The organism is Ventrimonas sp. (genome assembly GCF_048380235.1).
Taxonomy (GTDB): Bacteria; Bacillota; Clostridia; order Lachnospirales; family Lachnospiraceae; genus Brotaphodocola.
Map to the genome: position 1 here is coordinate 1 of NZ_DBFCCJ010000041.1, position 15685 is coordinate 15685.

Sequence of the window (15685 nt, forward strand, 5' to 3'; positions counted from 1 at the left end):
AATTTGCTTTGTGAGCGAGCATAGCGTCAGACCGGAGACCCTTGTTTGAGCACGCAGCGCGTGCGAGTTTGGGTCGCAGGTCTGACAATAGGCGGCGCAGTGAACAAAGCGCAAAATTCCACCGTTTCTGCGTTTCTGTACGCGCTTTCCGGAACTTCGGACCTTTTAGTGGTTCCGTCTCAATATTTTTATTTCCTGACGGAATCAAATTCTCTGCAGATTTCCTCGGATGGTGCCTTGGTTGCCAGAGATACGATCACGATGGCCAGTGCGGATACAAGGAATGCCGGAAGCAGTTCATAAATATTCCAGGTGCCTCCCATCGGGCGTACTAGGTATTTCCATACGAATACCATCACGCCGCCTGTTACCATTCCGGCCAGGGCACCCTGCAGGTTAGTGCGTTTCCAGAACAGGGCGAAGAGTACCAGCGGGCCGAATGCGGCACCGAAGCCTGCCCATGCGAAGGATACGATGTAGAATACGGAGCTGTCCGGGTTCCAGGCCAGGAATACACCGACAATGGCAATACCGACTACGGTCAGGCGGGCTGCCATCATGGAAGCTGCCGTGCTCATTTTAATCTTTAAGAAATCCTGGAGCAGATTCTGGGAGACACCGGATGCTGCGGTTAACAGCTGGGAGTCTGCGGTGGACATGGTGCACGCCAGGATACCGGCCAGAACCACGCCCGCAACCAGGGAAAGCAGGAAGTTGTGCTGTCCCAGCAGATGCGCGAACTGGATGATGACGGTCTCAGACTCAGAGCTCTGGGTAAAGAGCGGGATTGCGCCCGCCACGGAAGCAGCATAACCAATGATGCCGATTAAGATAGCCACGCACATGGAAATCAGTACCCATACGGTTGCGATCCGGCGAGAAAGGGTCAGCTTTTTCTCATCCTCAATTGCCATGAAGCGGAGCAGGATATGCGGCATACCGAAATAGCCAAGTCCCCATGCCACGGTAGATATGATGGTCAGCAGACTGTATGGAGCTGCGTTTCCGCTTGCACGGTCATGAATGTGGTTCATGGAAAGGTAACCGGCCAGGGAGGTTGCATTGTTTACGACCTCCTCCCAGCCACCGGCCATGTGGATACCGTAAAATACAATGATGATCAGAGAGATGGTCATAACAACACTCTGGATGAGGTCAGTGGTAGACACTGCCATAAAGCCGCCCATGACAGTATATCCTACAATAACAATGGCGCCTACGATCATGGCAACGTGATAATCTGCTCCGAACAGGCTGGAGAACAGGGTTCCGATAGCCTTAAAGCCGGAGGCGGTGTACGGAATAAAGAAAATCAGGATGATGATCGCGGAGATGCACATCAGGATATTCTTCTGATCGTGAAAACGTCTGGAGAAGAAATCCGGGATGGTGATGGCATTGCAGACTACGGAATAGCGGCGAAGTCTCTGTGCTACGATCAGCCAGTTTAAATAAGTGCCAACGCCAAGACCGATGGCAGTCCAGCCCGCGTCAGCGATGCCGGAAAGATAAGCCACACCCGGAAGTCCCATAAGGAGCCAGCTGCTCATGTCGGATGCCTCCGCGCTCATGGCGGTTACAAGCGGTCCGAGCTTCCGGCCGCCTAAGTAGAAATCGTCAGCGGAATCGCCGCTGCCCTGTTTGCTGAAATAGAATCCCACGTATACCATTGCCGCAAGATAAATGACAATGGCTGCCAGGATTCCAATCTGTCCTGATAGCATAAATTTTCCTCCTCATTCCCTTTGTCGGCATAAATAAAGAACCGACGTAACTGTTCAGTACCTTCACAGTTACGAACCGACAGCATGATGTGCTCAATTATAGCATGAACTAAAATAGACCACAATACAGAATGAAGTATAGAATGAATACTGTACGATTAGTGAAATATAAGCGAAAAACACTAGATTTTATAAGAAAAACAGAGTAGACGATATAATAAAAGAAAGTCAATACAAAAATTAAAATTTTTCATTTTTACAGCTTCCGGCCGGTCAGGGCTGGAAGCTGCTTAAGAATCCGGGCATGACTTTCCCGGCATATTCCACCAGGGAATACTCTCCCGAGCAGAGGCACCAGTCATAGAGAAGCGCCCGCTCGCACAGGGCATAGAGCTTTACCATCTCGTTCACATTCGAGCGGGTACTGAGCTGTCCGTCTGCCTGCCCCTTTGCAATGATCTTCCGCAGAAGCTTGTAATAAATACGGTTATGGTCCAGCAGATGCTTCTCACCATTGGTGGTAAGCTGGGTGGAATAAAGTCTTGCCAGAAGATCCAGGGAGATGCTGTTTTCGATCATACGAAACAGTTCCTGGTTTAAGAAGAGAAGCTGGTCCATGGCGCTCATGGCCGGTGTCAGCTCCAGGGTAAGCGCTTCATATTTTTCATCAAACAGGGAGCTTAAGGTGGAAAGAAGCGCATCCTTACCGTCAAAATAGTGGTAAAAGGATCCCTTGGAGGTGCCGGACAGGTCAATGATCTCTTCCACGGTGGTATCCTCATAGCCCTGCTCGTAGAAGAGCTTCCATGCGGCATTTACGATCTTTCCGCGTGTGTTTCGTGCGTTTTTCTTTGCCATAATATCCTCCTGCTTTTTTCTGTTCTGCTGTTTTGGCACTTCCCGGGCAGCCGCATTATTTCCGCCATTTTCGGCTCTTGATCCGCCAGATGCACAGCACCATGCGGATGAAGCAGTCTGCGGCAATGGCCAGCCATACGCCTGTCACGCCCAGCGCCAGGAGGTGGATCGCCAGCCATACCAGGCCGATCCGCAGTCCCCACATACCGATGATGCTCACCAGAAGGGAGAAACGCACATCGCCGGAGCCGCGGCAGATGCCGCCTGCGATGACAGTAAAGCTGAAGAAGATTTCCGTGGCTGCCGCAATAAACAGCGTTTTGCTGCCCAGGGCAATGACCTCAGGTTCCCGGCTGAACAGGCTGATGATGGGCCTTGAAAAAATGGCAACCGGCACGCAGGCTGCGATAATAACGACAGAACCGATCCAGCAGATGCGGAAGGCGAACCGGTCCGCCAGATCCCTGCGTCCGGCACCAAGAGCCTGGCCCACCAGCGCAGTAGCTGTGTAGGCGAAGCCGTAGGCCGGCAGATAAAGCAGTCCCTCAGTTTGATTGGTCAGATAGTGCGCTGCCAGGGAAATAGTCCCAAGACCGGAGATCATGGCGGTTAAGGCCACCTGTCCGGAGGTCAGAGTCAGACGTTCCAGAAGAACCGGAATACTGATATGCCAGAGCTGACCGAGTACCTGCCGTTCCACGTGGTAATCTGTATGGAACGGATGCAGCCGGATCGGTGTTTTGGCAGTTGTCAGGAACACCAGCAGAATGACCAGCAGAAGCATCTGGGAAAGCATGGTGGAGCAGGCCGCTCCTGCAACACCAAGCCCGGCGCCCCAGATGGAAATGGTGTGGGAGCCGATGGTTAGGCTTCGTACCGGATAGATCAGGAAAAAGTTTCCGACAATGTTGGCTGCGTTAGAGGTCAGATTGGCAGCCAGCGGGATCCGCGTGTTTCCGGCAGAACGAAAAATCGCGGAGAGTACTACCGAGAGTGTCTGGGCCGTGAGGCCGTAGCCGATGATCTGCATGTAGCGCTGTGCCTGGGGAATGACCTCCGGAGCAGCACCAAGCCAGATGGGGAGCGGATGGCAGATGAGCTCTACGCCAAGAGCCAGCAAAAGACCAAGCACGGCTGCGCACACAAGTCCCTGGGCCGTGATCCGGCGGGAACGATCATCATCACCGGAGCCTACTGCATGGGAGATCAGATAGGAAAAGCCCACGCTTAAGGAGGTGATAAAGCCGTTGATGAGCCAGATACTGGAAATATTGACAGCCACTGCGGCAGTGGCAGAAGCACCGATAGAGCCTACCATGGCGGTGTCGGCCAGGGATGCCATACAGATCAGAAATTGCTCCAGGATCGCGGGCCAGGCCAGCTTCAGGATGGTACGGTTTAAGTGGCTCTGTGCCTGGTCGGAGAGAATATCCGGTGCCTGTTTATTCATGATCCGGTACCTGGAAGCCGTTTTCTTTTAATACCCAGGAGGCAACGGCACGGTTGGTATCCAGCCAGGCACCGTGGGATTTCATGTAGCCGATCAGGCGGCTGAGCATCTGCACGCGGCTGGCCCGGCCTACAAACTGCGGATGCAGCACAAAATTGATCATGCGGCCCTCTACAGCCAGGGAATCAAATTCCTCTTTCCAGATCTCAAACATCTCATCCGGGGATTTGAGTCCGTAGCGCTCCGGGGCAGCATCGGTATAAAAGTCGTAGGCGGTATCATCGAAAATGGAATCCTTCGGAAGCTCCACCAGCGGAATGGTCTTACCGTCGATCTGATGAAGAAACGGGCCGTCACTGTCGCGCCAGTTGCTGCTGTAAATATAGCCATGCTCCAAAAACAGGCGCAGGCTGTAGTCATGGATAACGCCGCCCGGTGCTCGGTGTCCGGCAATCTTCTGCCCGGTCAGATCGTAGATGATCTTCTCACTGCGGTGCATGGTGGCATCTTCCTGCTCATAGGTAGTTTTTGTGGATTCCTCATGCAGATAGCCATGAAAGCCGATGTCGTGTCCTCTGCGTGCAATCTCCTTCACGACCTCCGGGTAATGCTCAGCGACTACGCCGGGAATGAAAAAAGTTGCCTTTACCTGGTGGCTGTCCAGCATGTCAAGGATGCGCGGTACACCCTGTTTGGGGCCGTAGGCGCCGCGGGAAAGGTTTGTCATATGGGCAGTACTGCCGTCTCCGTGAGTGGTCCACATCGTTTCTGCGTCCAGGTCAAATGCCATCATCACGGCAATGCGTTTGTTGTCAGGCCAGTTCATCATGCTCTGTTTCCTCCGTTCTGCTTCTGTACATAACGTGCTACATCCTCGCAGGTGGTGATCCATGCGCCGTGATTCTGCATGTAGGCAATGAATTCGCCTACCATGCCGATGCGGCTCGTGCGACCGATCATCTGCGGATGCAGCTTTAAGATGAAGATCTTGTTGCCCTCCAGGGCCAGACCGTCAAATTCCTGCTTCCAGTTGCCGAAGACCTCCCGGTTCGGGTACATACAGCGGACTGCAGGATCACTGAAGGTGAAATAATAATAGGTAAAGTCATCCATGGTGATATCGTTTGGGAGCTCTACCAGGGGCAGCTCCTTTTGATCCTTTTCCCAGAGATAAGCCCAGTCACAGTCCTTCATGGAAGAACTGTACAGATAGCCACGCTCAGCCAGAAGCTCCGGCATAAAATCCTGGAGCACGCTTTCCGGTGCCCGGTGTCCCACCGGCTTTTTTCCGGTGATCTCTGCGAGCAGCGCTTCACTTTTATCCAGGATTTTTATCATCTCGTCCCGGGAAAGCTCCGGATCGGATTCATGCCGGTAGCCGTGGCAGGCCAGCTCATGGCCGTGCCGGTGGATTTCCTCTACGGTATCCCGGTAGGTCTCGATCACAGCGCCCGGCACAAAAAAGGTAGATTTGATGTTCATGGTATCCAACATATCAAGGCATCTGGCCAGTCCCTCATGAGGGCCGTACTGACCTCGTGAAAAATCGGTAAAGCCAATGCTCGTTCCCTTGCTTTTGGCGCGGGATATCCGTAAAAATTCAGCGTCATAATCAAATGTAACCATCACGGCAATGCGTTTGCCGTCTGGCCAGGAAAACGCTGGTCCGTTTGTTTTTCCATCTGCAATGTACATAAAATGCTCCTTTCGCGGTCTGAAAACTTTCTTTTATAATTAGGAAGAGTTTTCCTTTCATAGTTCGATTATAAGCATGGGAAAGATCAATGTCAACCGCCCGGTCCGGTATAACCGCGCAGGAGTATTCTTATAAATATTTTGTATGGGAATTTATGAATAATATTCACCGGTTTAGTTGAAATGGGGAAATAAAAGTGATATAATCAGCCAGAATATTTATTTTTATGCACAATCATACACTTGAGGAGGAATGAAATTATGAAAAAACATATTCTTTTCGCAGCTGGTGCAATGCTGGCCGCTGTGCTTATGACCGGATGCGGCAGCAAGCCGGCAGAGACCACCGCAGCAGCGACAGCTGCCGAGACAGAGAGCACTGCAGCAGAGACAACACAAGCAGCAGGCAGCGAAGCAGAGAGCAGTGAGGCTGAGGTATCTGCAGATAACCCGTTTGCAGGCAAGACCGTGAAGGTTGGCTGTTCCGCAACCTTTGTTCCGTTTGAGTCCATCGAGATGGCAGCAGACGGAAGCAAGAACTATGTTGGCATGAATATTGATATTGTTAAGGCAATCGTTGAGAAAAACGGAGGAAGCGTTGAGTTTGTAGATATGCCGTTTAAGAGTCTGATGGCAGCAATCCAGGCCGGCCAGATTGATTTCTGCAGCGGCGGCATGGCACCGACCGAGGAGCGTGAGAAGACTCTGGATTTCTCCGAAATCTTCTTCTATCCGAGAAATGCGATCGTTTACCGCGCAGAGGATGATTACCCGGATCTGGATTCCCTCCAGGGCAAGACCGTAGCATATGTATTTGGTACCAACTATCAGCAGGTAGCTGAAAGTATCCCGGATGTCAACGCAGTTGGTATTCAGGGAAGCCCGGCCTGCATCGAGGAAGTAAAGAGTAAACGTGCGGATGCCTGCATCATTGATGGCGCCGGCGCAAGCGAATTCCTGAAGAATAACGATACGTTAAAGATGAGCCTTCTGGACAAGACCGATGACTGCTTTGCAATCGGCTTCCCGAAGGAGTCTCCGTACTATGAGACCTTCAACAACACTCTGAAAGAGATGATGGATGACGGCGAGTTAAACAAGATCATCGCAGAGCACTTAAGCGAGCAGTTCATCCTGGACTAATTTTGAAAAGAAAGGAAATCATATGAAGCTTGATTTTAGCAGTGTCTGGCAGTATTGGCCGTTCTTATACCATGGTGCACTGACTACTTTAAAAATAACGGCCATGGCGGCGGTACTTGGATTTATACTGGGTGTGCTTCTGTCGCTGATCAAAATCAGTAAATGTAAGCCTCTTGTCTGGTTTGGTAACTTTTACACCTCGATCTTCCGTGGTACCCCGCTTCTGGTACAGCTCTGTATCGTGCATTTTGGCCTTCCGCAGTTAACCGGTATGACCCTTACCACGATGCAGTCCGGTGTGCTGACCTTCTCACTGAACTCAGCTGCATATATTTCCGAGATTTTCCGTGGCGGAATCAATGCCATTGACCGCGGACAGTATGAGGCTGCCATGTCCCTGGGTGTGGGATATCGGGACATGATGAAGGATATCATCCTTCCGCAGGCAGTCAAGCATATCCTGCCGAGCCTGGTAAATGAGGCAATTTCCCTGTTAAAAGAGTCTTCCATCCTTTCCTATATCGGAGCGGTGGAACTGCTTCGTGCAGCAGACCAGATCACGGTACTGACCTTCCGGTTCTTTGAGCCGTATCTGGTGATCGCATTGATCTATTATGTTTTTGTCATGCTGCTGTCTATGGTAGCCAGTCGTGTAGAAAGGTGGGTGAACCGAAGTGATCGAGTTTCATGATGTCCATAAGAGCTTTGGCTCTCTTGATGTGTTAAAAGGAATCAATTTAAAGATTGAAAAGAGCCAGGTTGTTACCCTGATCGGTCCTTCCGGTTCCGGTAAATCTACGATTCTGCGGTGCATGAATCTGCTGGAGCGGCCGACCAGCGGCCAGGTGCTCATTGAAGGACAGGACATTACGGCACCGAAGACCGACATTCAGAAGATCCGCAAGGATATCGGCATGGTGTTCCAGCATTTCAATCTGTTTCCGCATATGACAGTCATGGAAAACATGGTCTATGCGCCGATCCGGGTCAATAAGATGCCGAAGGATCAGGCGAAGGAAAAGGCTCTGGAGCTTTTAAAGCTGGTCGGCCTGACCGAGAAGGCAGACGTGTATCCGGGCAAGCTTTCCGGAGGACAGAAGCAGCGTATAGCCATCGCGCGGGCGCTGGCCATGGAGCCGAAGATTATGCTGTTCGATGAGCCGACCAGCGCACTGGATCCGGAGATGGTAAAAGAGGTTCTGGAGGTAATCAAGGGCCTGGCCCACACCGGGATCACCATGGCGCTTGTTACCCATGAGATGGGCTTTGCAAGGGAAGTCTCCGACCGCATCTGCTTCATCGATAACGGGCAGATCGTGGAGGACTCCAACCCGGCCGAATTCTTTTCAAACCCGAAGAGCGAGCGTGCACAGAACTTCCTCGAGAAGGTGCTGTAGATCATATTGCAGAATGCCGGACGGCAGTGCGTACAAAAAATACGTACTGCCGTTTTTGCATAAAAGATTTGACATTCCTGCCGCGACAGGATATAGTTCTTAATACATTGCTGTTTTCCGTCCGGGCAGACTGCAATGGATAAAAAGAAAAAAGGCAGGGATGTTATGACTATTTACCAGGAATTACAGTTAAGCTCCGCAGGATCGAAGAATCTGATCCGGCGGTCAGAAAATAAAGAAGAAAAAAAGCGTCATATTTTTATTTATAACGCGAAGGTGTATCTTGTGGTAGCGTTTTGCTTTGCGGTGGTGACCGCCTTCAGCCTGCTGTTTGGTTCAGCCAACAGCATCGTGGGCGTGGTGGTGCTTCTGGCGCTTCTGGTGCTACGTCAGGCAGATTTCGGAATCCGCACGTCGCACGGACTCATCTGTATCGGATTGATCTTCGGCGTGCTGATTGCAGGTCCGCGCCTCTCCAATATGCTGCCACCGGGATATGCGTTTCTTGCAAACTGTATCTTCATCATGATTCTGATGGTGCTGGGCTGCCACAATGTGATCATGTCGAATCATTCTACATTCGTTCTGAGCTATCTGCTGCTTCAGGGCTACGATGTCAGCGGAGCCGATTATGAAAAACGTATCGTGGGACTGCTTTTGGGAATGCTCATCTGCATGGCTGTATTTTATAAAAATCAGAGACTGCGTCCGTACCGCAGAAGCTTTCTGGATCTGTTCCGGGAATTCCATTTCCGTTCGGCAAGAAACTGGTGGTATATCCGTATGACGCTGACGGTCTCCACGGCACTTCTCATCATGAATCTTCTGGGAATTTCCAGAGCCATGTGGGCCGGAATTGCCTGCATGTCCGTGTGCCTGCCATTTTCCGGGGATATGCAGCCAAGGGCGAAAATCCGTGGCTTATACAATGTTCTGGGCTGTGCGGTATTCGCTGTTTTATATTTTCTGCTGCCCCAGTCACTGCATCCATATCTGGGCATTTTGGGCGGAATTGGTGTCGGTTATTCTGCCGGATACGCATGGCAGACGGTGTTTAATACCTTCGGTGCACTTTATATTGCGTCCGGGGCCTTTGGACTAGTGGGAGCCATTGTCTTAAGAATCGGGACCAACGTGGGAGCAGCAGCTTATACCATGCTGTTAGATCAGATCTTAAACCGGCTGTTTGGCCGCGAAATGAAAAGGAGAGAAGGCTATGTTTGAGAGAGTCGAGTATACCGTAGCAAGAATTGACGGAGATTACGCATATTTACAGCGGGTGGACGATCCGTCCGCAGAAGAAAAATGCGTGGCAAGAGCGTTGCTTCCGGCAGAGATCAGCGAAGGCTGCCGCGTGGCATATGAGATGCTGGAATACAGTATGGCATAAAAGTGAATAAACGGTATAACCCCTCAGAGTTCTTCATAGACTGTAAAAAAGAATTCTGAGGGGTTTTCTTTTGAAGGATTATATCGAAGAGCGGGCCGTTGCCATTGCCAATTACATCATAGACCACAATGCCACGGTGCGGCAGACGGCGAAGAAATTTGGGATAAGCAAGAGCACGGTCCACAAGGACGTCACGGACCGGCTGGAGTACATAAATCCGGCGCTGGCAGCCCGGGCCAGGATCGTCCTGAACATCAACAAATCGGAGCGCCATATCCGCGGCGGCATGGCCACCCGGGAGAAGTATCAGCACAGGGTGGCTATCTGCAGCCGGGAGGAGAACTTGTAGCAGTGAGCGGCATGTTCAGTCATGCCGCTCTTTTTTATTGTCCCAGGTTTCACAGAAGCGGGCCGCAAAGGAAGGCTCCTCCCCTGCCGCGTAGAGATGGGAAACATCTCCGAATGTGCCGGCCCGAAAGCTTGCGATGCCCTGTCGACGCTCCTCCGTGTAAATGGTGGTGACGGAGGACGGTGCCGCGCACAGGCCGTGCCAGAGCGGCATCGGGGAAACGTGTATCAGATGGCTTAACAGCACACATTCCACGCCAAAATGACAGAACAGCACGATGGTGTCGCGGTTTGGCCGGACAGCACGGTAGTACAGGCCTTCCCGCTCATATCCGTGGGCGGCCAGGAGCCGGTCGAATTCTGAGGTGACCCGTTTGAATTCCTCTTCGACATGAATGGATCGCATGGCATCGGTATGATACCATTCTTCCGGATCATAATAGCGCAGCTCCTTTGTCCAGAGCTCCGGGAGCCAGTCCCAGATGCAGCTGGTCCGGTCCATGCCGGGTTTTATGATACGTGGAGAAAACTCCTGCAGCCATTCGCAGGTTTCGGCAGTGCGATTTAGCTTTTTTAAAGTCAGGGAAGCTGTGTCCTGTGCCCGGCCTAAAGGCGAGACATAATAAAAGTCCGCCGGAGTACGGACAAGCCGGTCAGAAAGCAGTTCCGCTTCCCGCCAGCCGGTTGGGGTTAAGGAGTCGATGGAATAGTCCGGATCAGCGTGTCTTACAATCAGAAGTTTCATGTTGGAATCCTTTCAGTCAAAACCGGAAGATAAGATCCGGTATCACATGTGATTTTGAGAGTTAGTTATGGTTATGATAACATAATTTCACAGTTTTTTGCATTGTGCATTTCTTTATTTTATTTTAAAATGAAACGGAAAACCATTACAATACGGAGGATCCCCCAATGAAGCATATCTTAGTAGCCATGCCTTTCGATGATACGCATAAGGCATACATAGAGAAAATCGGAACGGACTGTGAGTTTCGTTACACCACCATCAAGACTGCCACTGCAGAGGAGGTAAAGGCAGCGGACATCATTTTTGGCAACATCAGTCCGGAGCTTGTGAAGCAGAATGACCATCTGGAGTGGATGCAGTTAAATTCTGCAGGCTCTGACCAGTATTGCAAGCCGGGAGTCATTGGCCCGGATACGATTCTGACCTGTGCCACCGGTGCCTATGGTCTGTCTGTTTCCGAGCATATGGTTTCCATGTCCATGATGCTCTGCCGCAAGATGGATTTATATATGAAGAATCAGATCAACCATGAGTGGAAGGAAGAGGGCAGCGTAACCTCCATCTGGAATTCCACCACACTGGTAGCAGGGCTTGGTGATATCGGAAGTGAGTATGCAAAACGCATGAAGGCGCTGGGCAGTCATGTCATTGGTATTCGCCGCAACGTGGCAGAGAAGCCGGATTTCATCGACGAACTCTACACCATGGACCAGCTGGATGAGGTTTTACCGAAGGTGGATTTCGCTGTATTTATTCTGCCGAGTACCCCGGCGACCCATCACATCATGGATGAGCGCCGTCTGCGCCTGATGAAGCCGGGCAGTTATCTCATCAACGCAGGACGCGGCGATGCGGTAGACTGCGATGCGTTAAATAAAGTCCTGCGTGAGGGCGGTGCGCTGGCCGGTTGTGCGTTAGATGTAACCGAGCCGGAGCCGCTTCCGGCAGACCATCCCCTCTGGGATGCGCCGCGCACCATCATAACCCCGCACAGCGCAGGAAAATTCCATCTGCGTGAGACCTTTGAGCGCATTGTACGGATCACCGGGGAAAATCTGGAGAAATATCTGGCCGGAGAGAAGGAAGAGATGCGCAATCAGGTAAATGTAAAGACCGGAAATCGGAAATAGGCCCCGTTTTTGGTTTACGATCTCGCCTGCAGGTAATGTAGCATGGTCTGTGACACTACGGAGCTTGCGGTTCTGGAGAAGGCCAGACCGATGGTACGATGGTGGGGTGGATCCAATGGGCGGGAAACCAGCTGATTCGGAAATGCTTTCATGACCAGCTCCTGGGAAATGGTGATGCCCAGTCCATTCTGCACAAAGGCCATGATCAGATTATCATCCCGGAAACTGTAGACAATATCCGGCCGGCGCCGGCATTGGGACAGAAGATGCTGAATGTCATTGTCGCAGCCAGGTGTCTCGATGATCATGGGATAATCCAGTAAGCTTTCTAAGGAGACCTTCTCTTTTGCTGCCAGCGGATGAAATGCCGGAAAGACAGCACAGAGAGGGTCTTCTTTTAGTGGATAAAAGGTCAGGTCATCGGCCATGATCGAGGAGAGAAAGCCACAGTCAACCTGTCCGTGCAGGATCCATTCCCGGATCTCGTTATAGTTTCCATCCAGAACCTCAACTTCCACACCGGGATGATGTTCCGTGAAAAAATGGATCACGTCCGGCATCCACAGAGCAGTGATGCTGGAAAAGCTGCCTACCCGCAGCTTTCCTTCTATCTTGTGGTTGATGTTAAAGGCGGCCTGGCGCAGTTTATCCTTCTGGTTTACCATTTCCTGAATGTAGGGGATCAGCCGTGCACCGTTGTCCGTTAAGATTACACCACGTTTTATCCGTGCAAAAAGCTGAACGCCAAGCTCTTCCTCCAGCCCGGCCATCATCTGGCTGATACCGGACTGGGTATAATTTAAAGCAGTGGCAGCCCCGGAAAAGCTGCCGGTCTCACAGACCTTTAAAAATATCTCATAGCGGTCTTTCTGTTCCTTCATAATCTCCATCCATTACAAAAATTTATATATAGCAGTAAAAACATTTGATTTACTGATATCATAACACATGCTATCTTAATAAAGCAATATGGGCTGGTTTTTTGACAGTCCCATGAAAGAAAAAGAGAAGGTGTTTTGTTATGGAAAAGAAATCAAGTCATTTTTCGGGACAGATCGGATTTGTTCTTGCAGCTGCCGGAAGTGCTGTTGGTGTGGGAAACCTGTGGCGGTTCCCATATCTGGCAGCAAAAGACGGAGGCGGCCTGTTTTTGATCGTGTATCTGGTTCTGGTACTCACATTTGGCTTTACCCTGCTGACCTCAGATATTGCCATTGGGCGCAGAACAAAAGAAAGTGCCATCGGAGCTTACAGCAAAATGCAGGAAAGATGGAAATTTCTGGGAATCCTGACATTCCTGGTACCGGTTCTGATCATGACCTATTATGCAGTCATCGGAGGCTGGATTACCCGCTATGCGGTGGTCTACCTGAGCGGGCAGGCAGAAGCGGCAGCCCGGGACGGGTACTTCACATCCTTTATCACTTCACCGGTTTCGCCGGTCATTTTTGCACTTTTATTTATGGGCGTAACAGCGTTGATCGTTTATAATGGTGTTGAGGGCGGTATCGAACGGGTATCCAAGTGCATGATGCCGGTGCTTCTTGTTCTGGTGGTTATCATTGCCGGATATTCGCTGACACTGCATCATGTAGATGCAGATGGTCAGGTACGCACCGGTATGGAGGGCTTTTTGTATTATATCAGGCCGGATCTGGAAGGTATAACATTACGCCGGTTTTTACAGATCCTGCTGGATGCCATGAGCCAGATGTTTTTCTCCCTCAGTGTTTCCATGGGAATTATGATCACCTATGGTTCTTATGTAAAACCGGAGGTGGATTTAAACCGGGCGGTCAACCAGATCGAGATTTTTGACACCGGAGTGGCTTTGCTGGCCGGTGCCATGATCATTCCGGCTGTATACGTGTTTTCCGGAACAGAAGGGATGAGCGCAGGTCCGAGCTTGATGTTTATTTCTCTTCCGAAGGTCTTTGCGGCTATGGGGAAGGCTGGTGTGTTTATGGGAATCCTGTTTTTCGTAGCAGCAATTTTCGCAACCCTGACCTCCTGCATTTCCGTGCTGGAATCCATTACGGCCAACTGCATGGAGATTTTCCACACAGAACGCAAAAAGACCGTCCTGGTGCTGGCGGTCATTTACCTGGCAGCATCAGCGGTCATTGCGCTGGGATACAGTGTTTTTTATTTTGAAATTACGCTGCCGAACGGTTCTGGCGCGCAGCTTTTAGATGTTATGGACTACATCAGCAACAGTGTCATGATGCCGTTCATTGCCCTGCTTTCCGCCATTCTCATTGGCTGGATCAAAACTCCGGACTATGTCATCGGAGAGATGGAGCGAAATGGAGAGACCTTTGGACGAAAAGCAATCTACCGGGTGATGATACGCTACATCGCTCCGTTGATGATGCTTGTGCTGTTCTTGCAGTCTACCGGAATTTTTGCATGACCCCAGGCCTGCTTTCGTTCTTTTACAGAGTTAAACAGAAAAAATTTACAGAGCCAGGCATAGGCGCACCGGAATTAGAATAGGCTATTACTATCAAATTTTTTCGGGGAGGCTGTTATGGGAAAGAAAAAAAGCGGAAAGGTGCTGTTGGTGGCGGCTCTTTTGGCCTGGGTCTTCGTGGTGCGGTTTCTGACGGCCTGCAGCGTGGAGAAGGAAGATCTGCAAAAGGTGCGCGATCTGGAATTTACCGTAGTGGGAGAGACAGATCTTCCGGAGGAGCTGAAGAATGTGATCGGAGAGAAAAAGATGGCGCCCTTTAAGCTGACCTATACCGATGACCAGAATCTTTACATAGTCGTGGGCTACGGAGAACAGGAGACCGGAGGCTGCAGCATTTCCGTGAAGGAGCTTTACCTGACGGAGAATGCGATTGTGGCAGATACGGAGCTTCTGGGGCCGGAGAGTGCGGAACAGGCCGGAACAGAAAAATCGTATCCGTACATTGTCGTAAAAACCGAACATCTGGAGGAACCTGTTATATTCCAGTAATTTACTAGGAATTCATCTGCCGGTACTTGTATTTCTTTCATATCATATGGTAAAATAAAAGCTAAAATTCTAACGTATATTGCGGAGGATTGGGATTATGATTTTGAAAGATATCTGGTTGGATGTAAAAGCCGTACAGGAGCGGGATCCGGCAGCGCGGAGCGCACTGGAAGTGCTGCTGCTTTATCAGGGTGTCCATGCGCTGATCTGGCATCGGTTTGCCCATTGGTTTTATAAGCATCATATGTTTTTTATCGCGCGTCTGATCTCTCAGATTGCCAGATTTTTTACCCTGATCGAGATTCATCCCGGTGCGCAGCTGGGGCATGGCATTCTCATTGATCATGGCTGCGGTGTTGTCATCGGTGAAACGACTGTCGTTGGCGATAACTGTACTATTTATCAGGGCGTTACCCTGGGCGGAGTGGGTCTGAACAAGGGCAAGCGTCATCCTACTCTGGGCAATAATGTTACCGTAGGCTGCGGTGCAAAGATCCTTGGCGCCTTTGAGGTGGGAGACAACTGTAATATTGCTGCCAACGCGGTGTTGTTAAAGCCGCTTGACAACGATACCACCGCAGTAGGTATTCCGGCCCGGCCGGTCAAGGTAGCCGGGGTTTCCATTGAGAACCGCAAAAAAGCGGTTACCATGGAACATTTCGAAAAGATGGAACAGCGTGTTAAAGAGCTGGAAGCAGAGCTGGAGCATTTAAAGGGAGAGCTGGAGGAAGCCTCCAGGGAAGCGTAGCAGCAGACAACGCCCCGTATGGAGGCGGTATCATAAAAAGAAAAGCACTCACATAGACTTTCTGTAAAGGGTTTCTGATATGGAAAGAAAGG

At 50.8% G+C, this 15685-nt stretch carries 17 protein-coding genes; 10 read left to right on the forward strand and 7 right to left on the reverse strand.

Translation table 11 applies throughout. From position 1 onward, the window contains the following. Positions 1 to 188 precede the first annotated feature (188 nt). The 5 genes from ACMP1L_RS07180 to ACMP1L_RS07200 all read right to left on the reverse strand — a co-directional run bounded on the left by ACMP1L_RS07180 (position 189) and on the right by ACMP1L_RS07200 (position 5727). Positions 189 to 1724: a sodium/proline symporter gene (locus ACMP1L_RS07180; RefSeq protein WP_418452478.1), complete on the reverse strand. Its 1536-nt coding sequence runs from the start codon at positions 1722 to 1724 to the stop codon at positions 189 to 191. Between the two features lie 273 nt (positions 1725 to 1997). Further along, complete coding sequence (locus ACMP1L_RS07185; protein ID WP_118732839.1) at positions 1998 to 2582, reverse strand: TetR/AcrR family transcriptional regulator; 585 nt, start codon at positions 2580 to 2582, stop codon at positions 1998 to 2000. Between the two features lie 55 nt (positions 2583 to 2637). Next, a complete protein-coding gene (locus ACMP1L_RS07190; protein WP_418452479.1) occupies positions 2638 to 4032 on the reverse strand; it encodes an MATE family efflux transporter in 1395 nt (464 codons plus the stop codon). Continuing rightward, the gene (locus ACMP1L_RS07195) at positions 4025 to 4861 is read right to left on the reverse strand and encodes a polysaccharide deacetylase family protein (RefSeq protein ID WP_418452480.1); all 837 of its coding nucleotides are present in this window, start codon (positions 4859 to 4861) and stop codon (positions 4025 to 4027) included. The genes ACMP1L_RS07190 and ACMP1L_RS07195 overlap by 8 nt, the downstream gene beginning before the upstream one ends. Further along, entirely contained in the window at positions 4858 to 5727 is an 870-nt protein-coding gene (locus tag ACMP1L_RS07200) for a polysaccharide deacetylase family protein (protein WP_418452482.1), read from the reverse strand. The genes ACMP1L_RS07195 and ACMP1L_RS07200 overlap by 4 nt, the downstream gene beginning before the upstream one ends. 261 nt (positions 5728 to 5988) lie before the next feature. Here ACMP1L_RS07200 and ACMP1L_RS07205 point away from each other — a divergent pair, with 261 nt between their 5' ends. From ACMP1L_RS07205 to spoIIID, 6 genes are all read left to right on the forward strand, one after another. After that, positions 5989 to 6870, forward strand: a complete 882-nt coding sequence (locus ACMP1L_RS07205; RefSeq protein ID WP_243025692.1) for a substrate-binding periplasmic protein — start codon at positions 5989 to 5991, stop codon at positions 6868 to 6870. A 22-nt stretch (positions 6871 to 6892) separates the two neighbouring features. Beyond that, entirely contained in the window at positions 6893 to 7561 is a 669-nt protein-coding gene (locus ACMP1L_RS07210; RefSeq protein ID WP_118732844.1) for an amino acid ABC transporter permease, read from the forward strand. Next, positions 7545 to 8267 (forward strand): amino acid ABC transporter ATP-binding protein, encoded by a 723-nt coding sequence (locus ACMP1L_RS07215; protein WP_118732845.1) that lies wholly within the window; start codon positions 7545 to 7547, stop codon positions 8265 to 8267. The genes ACMP1L_RS07210 and ACMP1L_RS07215 overlap by 17 nt, the downstream gene beginning before the upstream one ends. 165 nt (positions 8268 to 8432) lie before the next feature. Beyond that, positions 8433 to 9491, forward strand: coding sequence for an FUSC family protein (locus tag ACMP1L_RS07220; RefSeq protein WP_475544527.1), 1059 nt, complete (start codon positions 8433 to 8435; stop codon positions 9489 to 9491). Beyond that, entirely contained in the window at positions 9484 to 9657 is a 174-nt protein-coding gene (locus ACMP1L_RS07225; RefSeq protein ID WP_118533521.1) for a chorismate--pyruvate lyase, read from the forward strand. Before ACMP1L_RS07220 ends, ACMP1L_RS07225 begins: the two co-directional genes overlap by 8 nt. 70 nt (positions 9658 to 9727) lie before the next feature. After that, positions 9728 to 10006: a sporulation transcriptional regulator SpoIIID gene (gene spoIIID / locus ACMP1L_RS07230; RefSeq protein ID WP_118732846.1), complete on the forward strand. Its 279-nt coding sequence runs from the start codon at positions 9728 to 9730 to the stop codon at positions 10004 to 10006. Between the two features lie 15 nt (positions 10007 to 10021). Here the strand turns inward: spoIIID and ACMP1L_RS07235 are convergent, their stop codons facing one another. Continuing rightward, positions 10022 to 10750 carry a histidine phosphatase family protein gene (locus ACMP1L_RS07235; RefSeq protein ID WP_418452484.1) on the reverse strand — a complete coding sequence of 243 codons (729 nt, stop codon included), beginning with the start codon at positions 10748 to 10750 and terminating at the stop codon, positions 10022 to 10024. A gap of 167 nt (positions 10751 to 10917) precedes the next feature. Here ACMP1L_RS07235 and ACMP1L_RS07240 point away from each other — a divergent pair, with 167 nt between their 5' ends. Next, positions 10918 to 11883 (forward strand): D-2-hydroxyacid dehydrogenase, encoded by a 966-nt coding sequence (locus ACMP1L_RS07240; protein ID WP_118732848.1) that lies wholly within the window; start codon positions 10918 to 10920, stop codon positions 11881 to 11883. A gap of 14 nt (positions 11884 to 11897) precedes the next feature. Here ACMP1L_RS07240 and ACMP1L_RS07245 read toward each other — a convergent pair whose 3' ends face one another. Further along, positions 11898 to 12764, reverse strand: a complete 867-nt coding sequence (locus ACMP1L_RS07245) for a LysR family transcriptional regulator (RefSeq protein WP_418452486.1) — start codon at positions 12762 to 12764, stop codon at positions 11898 to 11900. Between the two features lie 140 nt (positions 12765 to 12904). On the opposite strand from ACMP1L_RS07245, the gene ACMP1L_RS07250 reads away from it, so the two are divergent. The 3 genes from ACMP1L_RS07250 (at position 12905) to cysE (ending at position 15593) form a co-directional block, all read left to right on the forward strand. Then, complete coding sequence (locus ACMP1L_RS07250; RefSeq protein WP_177303686.1) at positions 12905 to 14296, forward strand: sodium-dependent transporter; 1392 nt, start codon at positions 12905 to 12907, stop codon at positions 14294 to 14296. 117 nt (positions 14297 to 14413) lie between these two features. Continuing rightward, positions 14414 to 14845 carry a protease complex subunit PrcB family protein gene (locus tag ACMP1L_RS07255; protein ID WP_118732851.1) on the forward strand — a complete coding sequence of 144 codons (432 nt, stop codon included), beginning with the start codon at positions 14414 to 14416 and terminating at the stop codon, positions 14843 to 14845. Between the two features lie 97 nt (positions 14846 to 14942). Continuing rightward, on the forward strand, positions 14943 to 15593 hold the full coding sequence (cysE, locus tag ACMP1L_RS07260) for a serine O-acetyltransferase (RefSeq protein WP_418452488.1): 651 nt from the start codon (positions 14943 to 14945) through the stop codon (positions 15591 to 15593). Positions 15594 to 15685: the final 92 nt, after the last annotated feature.